The 7,484-nt window shown below is 73.0% G+C and carries 4 protein-coding genes; all 4 read right to left on the bottom strand.

Going from position 1 to position 7,484, the window contains the following annotated elements; translation table 11 throughout:
- Window positions 1-109: 109 nt before the first annotated feature.
- Window positions 110-2,050, bottom strand: coding sequence for an elongation factor G (fusA, locus tag QQ657_RS54410; RefSeq protein ID WP_284750361.1), 1,941 nt, complete (start codon window positions 2,048-2,050; stop codon window positions 110-112).
- A 304-nt stretch (window positions 2,051-2,354) separates the two neighbouring features.
- Window positions 2,355-3,794, bottom strand: a complete 1,440-nt coding sequence (locus tag QQ657_RS54405; protein WP_284750360.1) for a M4 family metallopeptidase — start codon at window positions 3,792-3,794, stop codon at window positions 2,355-2,357.
- A gap of 258 nt (window positions 3,795-4,052) precedes the next feature.
- Entirely contained in the window at window positions 4,053-5,693 is a 1,641-nt protein-coding gene (locus QQ657_RS54400) for a PucR family transcriptional regulator (protein ID WP_284750359.1), read from the bottom strand.
- 52 nt (window positions 5,694-5,745) lie between these two features.
- Window positions 5,746-7,314, bottom strand: a complete 1,569-nt coding sequence (locus QQ657_RS54395; protein WP_284750358.1) for a hypothetical protein — start codon at window positions 7,312-7,314, stop codon at window positions 5,746-5,748.
- Window positions 7,315-7,484: the final 170 nt, after the last annotated feature.

Here is a 7,484-nt window from a genome sequence, read left to right as displayed (position 1 = left end):
CCTGAGAGCACCACCCGGCAACAACCGGCAGCGCTCCGCTCGCCGGGGGCTACGCCCTGCCCTGGTCACCTCGATTCACATACCAACACTGTTTCCCACTCACGACCGCTTACGGCACCGGCGCGTAGCCCGACGGCCGGGCGGTGAACGTGCCGCGGCCCTGGGTGCGGCTGCGCAGGCGGTTCGCGTAGCCGAACAGCTCCGCCACCGGGACCGTCGCCGTCACGACCGCCGTGCCGGCGCGGACCTCCGAGCCCGCCACCCGGCCGCGGCGGGCCGCCAGGTCACCGAGCACGCCGCCGACCGCGTCGGCCGGGACCGTCACCGCCACCGCGGCCACCGGCTCGAGCAGCCGCAGGACCGACGAACGCAACGCTTCCCGCAGGCCGAGCCGGCCGGCCGTCCGGAACGCCAGGTCCGACGAGTCCTTCGGGTGCGTCGCCCCGTCGGTCAGCACCACCCGCAGGCCCGTCACCGGGTGCCCGCCGAGCGGTCCGTCGGCCAGCGCGTCCCGGCAGCCGGCCTCGACCGCGCGGACGTACTCGCGCGGGACCCGGCCGCCCACGATCGCCGAGACGAACTCGAACCCGTCGGACGCCGGCTCGACGTCCAGGACCACGTGGGCGAACTGGCCCGCCCCGCCGTCCTGCTTGACGTGCCGGTACAGCAGCCCGGACACCCCGCGGACCACGGTCTCGCGGTGGGCCACCGAAGGCCGCCCGACCGCGACGTCGAGCCCGCGGTCACGCCGCAGCTTCTCCACCGCCACCTCCAGGTGCAGCTCGCCCAGCCCGGACAGCACCGTCTGCCCGGTCTCCGGGTCGGTCCGCACGACCAGCGACGGGTCCTCCTCCGCCAGCCGCGCCAGCGCCGACGTCAGCCGCTCGCCGTCGCCCGCCCGGCGCGCCTCGACGGCCACCGAGACCACCGGATCCGCCGTCGGCGCCGGCTCCAGCAGCAGGTCGTCGCCCAGCGCGCTGAAGGTCGCTCCGACGCGCGCCGCCTTCGGCCCGGCCACCGCCACGATGTCGCCGGCCACCGCACTGTCCACTTGCGCGTGGCGGTCGGCCTGCACGCGCAGCACCCGCGCGATCCGCTCGGTGCGCCCCGCGTCGCGCACCTGGTCTCCCTTCCGCAGCGTTCCCGAATACACCCGCAGGTACGTCAGCCGTCCCGTCGTCGTCGCGACGACCTTGAACACCAGCGCGGCCAGCGGCGCCGCCGGGTCGGCGGGCCGGTCGGCGCGCACCGGCGGGACGTCCGCCGGCGACGGCAGGTAGGCCACGACGGCGTCGAGCAGCGGCTCGATCCCGCGGTCGCGGTAAGCCGCGCCGCACAGGACGACGAGCCCGTCGCCGCTGAGGGTCAGCTCCCGCAACGCCTTCTCCAGCGTTTCGGCCGAGACCGTCCCGGTGGCACAGAACTCTTCCAGCGCCAACGGGTGCAGCTCGGAGACGGCCTCCTCCAGCACACGACGGCGTCGTCTCGCCTCGGCCGAGGCGTCCACCGGCAGGTGGACCAGGTCGACGACGCCGGTGAAGCCGTCCTCGCGCCCGATCGGCAGCTGGACGACCAGCGGCGCCGGGTGCAGCCGCGCCCGGATCGACGCGACGGCCGCGTCGAGGTCCGCGCCCGCGCGGTCGAGCTTGTTGACGAAGGCGATGCGCGGCACGCCGTGCCGATCGGCCTGGCGCCAGACGGTTTCGCTCTGCGGCTCGACACCCGCGACGGCGTCGAACACGGCGATCGCGCCGTCCAGCACGCGCAGCGCCCGCTCGACCTCGGCGGTGAAGTCGACGTGGCCGGGCGTGTCGATGAGCGTGAGCCGGTGGCCCGCCCACGCGCAGCTGACGGCCGCGGAGAAGATGGTGATGCCGCGGTCGCGTTCCTGCGGGTCGAAGTCGGTGACGGTGGTGCCGTCGTGGACTTCGCCCGTCTTGTGGGTGGCTCCGGTGAAGTGGAGGATCCGTTCGGTGACGGTGGTCTTGCCCGCGTCGACGTGGGCGAGGATGCCGAGGTTGCGGACGGTGGTCAGGTCGTGGTTACGCACGGCGCGGTCCTTTGTGGACGATCCGGTCAGGGCAGCGCGATTCGCCGTGACGAACGTCCGTGAAGGAGCGTCACGGGTGCGGTGTCAGCCGCGCGGCGGACACCGGAGCCGCGAAGACACGAGGATCACCTCGGACCGCGGACGGGAGACGACGGCGATGCGCACGGCCGGCTCCCTTCGTTCACGCGATCTCGGACTCAGGGCAGCGTAACGGCGGTTTTCCGGGCCGCCAACCGGATTTGTGCTCCGACAACGCCGAAGGCCACCCCGGTCGCCCGGAGTGGCCTTCGACGTCGGGGTTGGATCAGCTCGGGTCCTGGTCCAGCTGCGTGGCCTTCACCGCGTTGCCGACCTGGGTGCAGTCGTCGTCGGTGATGCCCGCGGTGCCCGCCTTGGCGAGCGCCGCGCAGGAGGAGTTGAGGGCTTCGCCGACGTCCTTGAACGTCGCGCTCTGGGTGAGCGTGTTCTCGACGCCCCACCAGATCTGGACGGACTTGTCGAGGCCGAGGCCGCGCACGGTCTGGTTGTTGAAGGTGTCGCCGTCGGTGATCAGGTAGTCGGCCTTGTTCACGACGCCGTCGTTGATGTGCTCGTCCGGGTTGTTCGTCTCCCAGCCCGGGCCGTTGACCATGTCCGGCTGCGGGGACAGCGACGAGCGCGGGTCCTTCATGTTGCGGATCGCGCCCAGCGACGAGCCCGCGCCGAGCAGCCAGCGGTTGTCGCCGGTGTCGTTGGGGTCGTTCGAGGTGATGCCGATGAACTTGCCGAAGACGTCCGACAGTCCTTCGTTGATCGAGTCGGCCTGGCCGCCGCTCAGCCCGGAGGTGTGCTGGGTGACGCCGTGGGTGAGCTCGTGGCCGGTGATGTCGTCGGTGGTGACGCCCTCGCCGAAGGCCATCTGCTCGCCGTCCCAGAAGGCGTTCGCGAACGGGCACTCGCCGTCGACGCAGATCCGGACGGTGCCGCGCAGCGCCTTGCCGGTGCCGTCGGAGTAGTCGGCGCCGATCAGGTTCGTGAGGTCGACGTTGACGTACTTCTGGTAGAAGTCCGACGCCTGGCCGAAGAACGTGTAGACGTTGTTGACGTCCTCGACGCTCGACTCCGCCCCGCCTTCCTTGCGGGTGACGTCGAAGGCGGTCCCGCAGCGGACCGACTCGGTGCTGCCGCTGACCACCTTGTGGTTCGCGTCGCAGACGTCGCGGTTGGCCTCGCGGACCTCCGACCACGACGTCAGGACGTCGGTGGTGCCGGCCTTGACGACCTCGGTCCACTTGTCGTTCAGCTTCTTGCCGTGCACGGTGACCTGGTAGGTCGGCACGGCGACGCCGTCGCCCTTCGCGCCGCCGAGGGTGGCGTCGTACCAGTACGCGCGGGGCGCGTCGGCCTTGAGGTCGGCCTTGAGCAGGCCGGTGCGCTTCGCGACGTCCGCGATGGCGGCGTCCGAAGCGCCCGTCGCGCTCGCCGGGAACGCGCCCGACGTCTTCTTCGTGGTGCGGCCGTGGGTCGCGAGGACCGCGCCGGCCTTGTCGCGGACCTGGATCAGCTGGCCGCCGAACACCGGCACGCCGCCGATCTCCTGCTGCGACCGCACAACGCTGCCGAACGGCATCGCGAGGGAGTTCAGCGCGTGCATCGACGGCTGCGCGATGGTCGCGTATGCCGGCGAGCCGGTCGTGACCAGCGACACCGCGACAACGGCCGCGCTCACCGCCGCCGTCCCTGCGATGACCCGTTTGCGTGACACCCGGTACACCTCCGTGGAAACTTGATCACCTGACGTGAAGTCCGTGCAGGTTCACATGCCCCGAAGGAGTCGCACACCGGTCGAAAGTAGGTAACTGACCATGTGCGGTCCGGAAGTCGGTGGTTAATCACCGACATTTCGGACGCTCCACGCGTGATCGAAGGGTCGACACGCGGAGCGGAGCCGGTTCGGCCGTGTCGACCCTGCAATCACGCGTGTCGACTGTCCAATCACGCGTGTCGACTCCTCGATCACGGGTCAGGAGGCGGGTGGGGCCACCACCCGGAGCTGGAGCATCGCCGCGAAGCGCGCCTCCGGGTCCGTCATGTCGAAGCCGCCGACTTCGGCCAGGCGGCGCAGGCGGTACCGGAACGTGTTGGGGTGCACGTGGACCGCGGCCGACGCCGCGATGACGTCGCCGAAGGCGTCCAACCAGGCTCGCAGCGTCTCGACCAGGTGGGCGTGGTGCTGCTCGTCGTACTCCAGCAAGCGCGCGACCGGGCCGGTCGGGCGGTCGCCGCGGGCGGCGACCAGGTCCTGCAGCTCCAGCAGCAACGCCTCGACGTGCACGTCGGCGAGCGACGCCACCCGGCGCCCCGGGCCGCTGCCCGACCGCAGGACCCGCAGCGCCCGGTCCGCGCTGTCGCGGGCTTCCGGCAGCTCGGCCGCGCTGCGTGCCACCGGTCCGATCCCGACGACGGCCCGGACGCGGTCGCCCACCCGGTCCAGGAAGTCGTTCGCGATCCGCAGGGCGCGCCGCTCCCCGTCGGCGTCGCGCGTCACCGGCACCAGCCCGTACGCGGTGTCGCCCACCAGCGCCGCCGCGCAGCGCGGGTGCACCGCGCTCAGGTGCATCGCCAGACCGTCGGCCAGGCGTTGCCGTTCGGTGGCGATTTCCGGGTCCTCGGCACCGTTCTCGAGCACCGCCAGCGCCAGCACGACGACCGGCTGGTCTCCCAGCCCCAGCCGGCTCAGCGCCTCCCGCGCGGCGGCGCCGCCTTCGAGCGCCGTGCTCACCAGGTCCGCACGCAGCCGGCGTTCGACGTCGGCGCCCGCCCGGACGCGCAGCAGGTGCAGCGCCACCAGGCGCGCCGCGTCGCAAAGGGCCTGCGTGCGGTCGGGGGTCAGCGGCTCGCGCACCGCGGCCCAGATCGAGCCGAGGATCTCGTCGCCCGCCCGGACCGCGACGGCCACGCGCGGGATCTTGAAGCCCTCGGGGCTTTCCGGCGGCCGGTCGACGTACACCGGCCGGTCGCTGCGGTAGAGCTCGCGGAACACGCCGCGGTCGGCCAGCATCCGGGAGAACCGCTCGGGCACCTGCCGCCCGAGGATGGTCTCGACCCGCGACGGGTCGGCTTCGTCCTGGCGTCCCGAGAACGCGAGCACGCGCGAGCGGCGGTCCTCGATGGTGACCGGGGCGTCGATGAGCGCCCCGATCGCGTTGGCCACGGCGAACAGGTCGCCCGAGGGCAGCCCGGCGAGGGTTTCGGGTCCGGCGTCGCCGACGTCGCCCTCGGCCAGCAGCGACCGCAGCATCGCCGCGAGCTGAGCCCAGGACGCGCCGCGCGCCAGGCTCAGCAGTGCGACGCCGGTCTCCTCGACGGCGGCGGTGAGCGCCGCGGTGACCGTGACGGGCGCGCGCAGCACGAGGCCGGCCGCGTCGTGGCGGGCCAGGGTCCGCAGCTGGCGGACGACCTCGTCGGGTTCGGCGAGGCCGACGCCCAGCATCAGGGCGTGCTGGGGCAGCGCGGGCTCGTCGAGGGGGTCGTGGATGGCGACGCCGCCGATGCCGCCGGGGCGGTCGCCGTCGCCGAGCACGAGGTCCAGGAGGGTGCCGCCCAGGTCGTCGAGGACGCGGCCGAGGCTGGCGTGCGGGCGCAGGTTCACCGAAACGAGCACCTCCCGAAGCTAGGCGCGACAACGCCAGCCTAGTTCGTCGGTGGCCACGAATTCAGCACCCGATTTGGTCGTTCGCGACGAACTCCTCCCACCAGGGGATGATCCGGCAGGAGGCGTCGCCGAGCCCGCGGAAGAACCCGCGCCGCGAACCGGCCGCGAATTCGGGCTCGTGTTCGTACCGGCTGTGCCGCCGGGTCTCCCAGACGTAGAGCGGGACCCCGGCGGGCACGTCCGGTGCGTCGCCGAACTGCTCGGTGACGAGGACGACGCGGTCGTGCCCCGATGCGACGGCGGGGGCACGTTCGAGGTCGGTGGTGTGCCAGCGGATCAGCGCGTGCAGCGGCGACTCGTCCGGCTCGAGCGGGAAGCGTCCGCCGCCGAGGAGAGCGAGGTCGGCGTCATCGCACCGCTGCGCCAGGGCGACGCCGAAAACGATCCGGGTGTCGCTGCGCGGTTCGACGAGAACGAGGGTGCGCCCGTTCAGCCGCGGGAGGGAGCCGAGGCTGTGGCGCGCCCCGGCGGCCAGCGCGGGTTCCCACCGCCGGCTGTCGACCGCACCCCAGGCCGCGGCGAACCGCAACGGCCCCAGCCCGGAGGCGCGGACTTCGGCGGGATCACCGATCCGAGCCGCGACGGCCATGGCGGTCTCGAACCCGATCCCGGCGGCATCGAACCGGCGCAGGTGGGCGAGCAGCGCGGAGAGGGGCAGGTGCGGGATCAGCGGTTCGAGGCGGGCGAGACCGTCCGGCCGGCCGAGCACGTCGACGAGGGGCAGGGCCGCGAGGACGGTTTCGGAGTGGGGTGGGGTACCGGCTCGTCGCAGGCGGGCGAGCAGTCGCCCGGGCGGCGGGTGGCCGGCACCGGACCGGAGCCCGGCGAGGACCTGCAGCGGCCCGGCCGGTGAGGCAGGGACAGCCACAGGTTCGGCAACTCGCTGGGCTACTGGGCCGGCGCCTTGGCCGGGCTGCCCGACGAGATCTCCCGGCCCTTCGACGACCGATTCACCTTGTTGGGCACGCATCCCGGCCCAGGTTCGGACCAGCGGCAACGTCGCCGGGATCATCCGCACCCTCCCGTTCCGCCGGGCCAGCGCGTACCGGAACAAATCACCCTGCGCGCGATCGCGGGCTCTCGGATGCACCGCCCTGATCACTTCGCCGAACCGCAGCGGCCGCGGCGTACTGATCCCGCCGTGGCGAGGCAGGTCTCCACGGACGAAACCCAGCTCGAAATGGTGCCCGCCGTCGTCGTAGGCCACCAGGGCCTGCTCGTCGTACAACCGCGTCACCGCGTCGGCCACTCCACGCTTCACCGGCTTCGGCAGCGACGGCCCGTACGCCGCCGCCCAATACGCCAGCAGGTGTCCCGGGTCGTCGGCGCGGCGCAGCACCGAGGCGATCACCTGCCGCGACACCCCGTGCTCGCCCCGCTCCAGCCGGCCCGCCACGAACGCCGCCGCTCCGACCAGCGCCGGGTAGCGCATCGGGGTCTCGGCGCGCAGCCAGCGCAGGAACCCCGGCGCCCACGACGGATCCGCCGTCCGCAGCAGCGAAACGTAGCGCTCCCGGTCCGGCCGTGGCCACGCGAAGAACGCGTCCTGGTACACCGCCCGGGCCAGCACCGTCCGGTACAGCTCTTCGATGACCGCCCCTCCCCCACGTCAGGCCCGCGAGCGAGGAGCACCGAGACCCGGATCGGCTCCGGGCTGGTCGTCGGCGGAGGATGAGGGGACGCGCGCGCCCCTCCACTCGCTCCGGATCGCGACCCACAGCCACGCACCGGAACCCCTCG

The organism is Amycolatopsis ponsaeliensis (assembly GCF_030182635.1).
Classification (GTDB): Bacteria; Actinomycetota; Actinomycetes; order Mycobacteriales; family Pseudonocardiaceae; genus Amycolatopsis; species Amycolatopsis ponsaeliensis.
The sequence above is the reverse complement of the archived record's forward strand: the minus strand, read 5'-3'. Positions and strand labels throughout refer to the sequence as shown.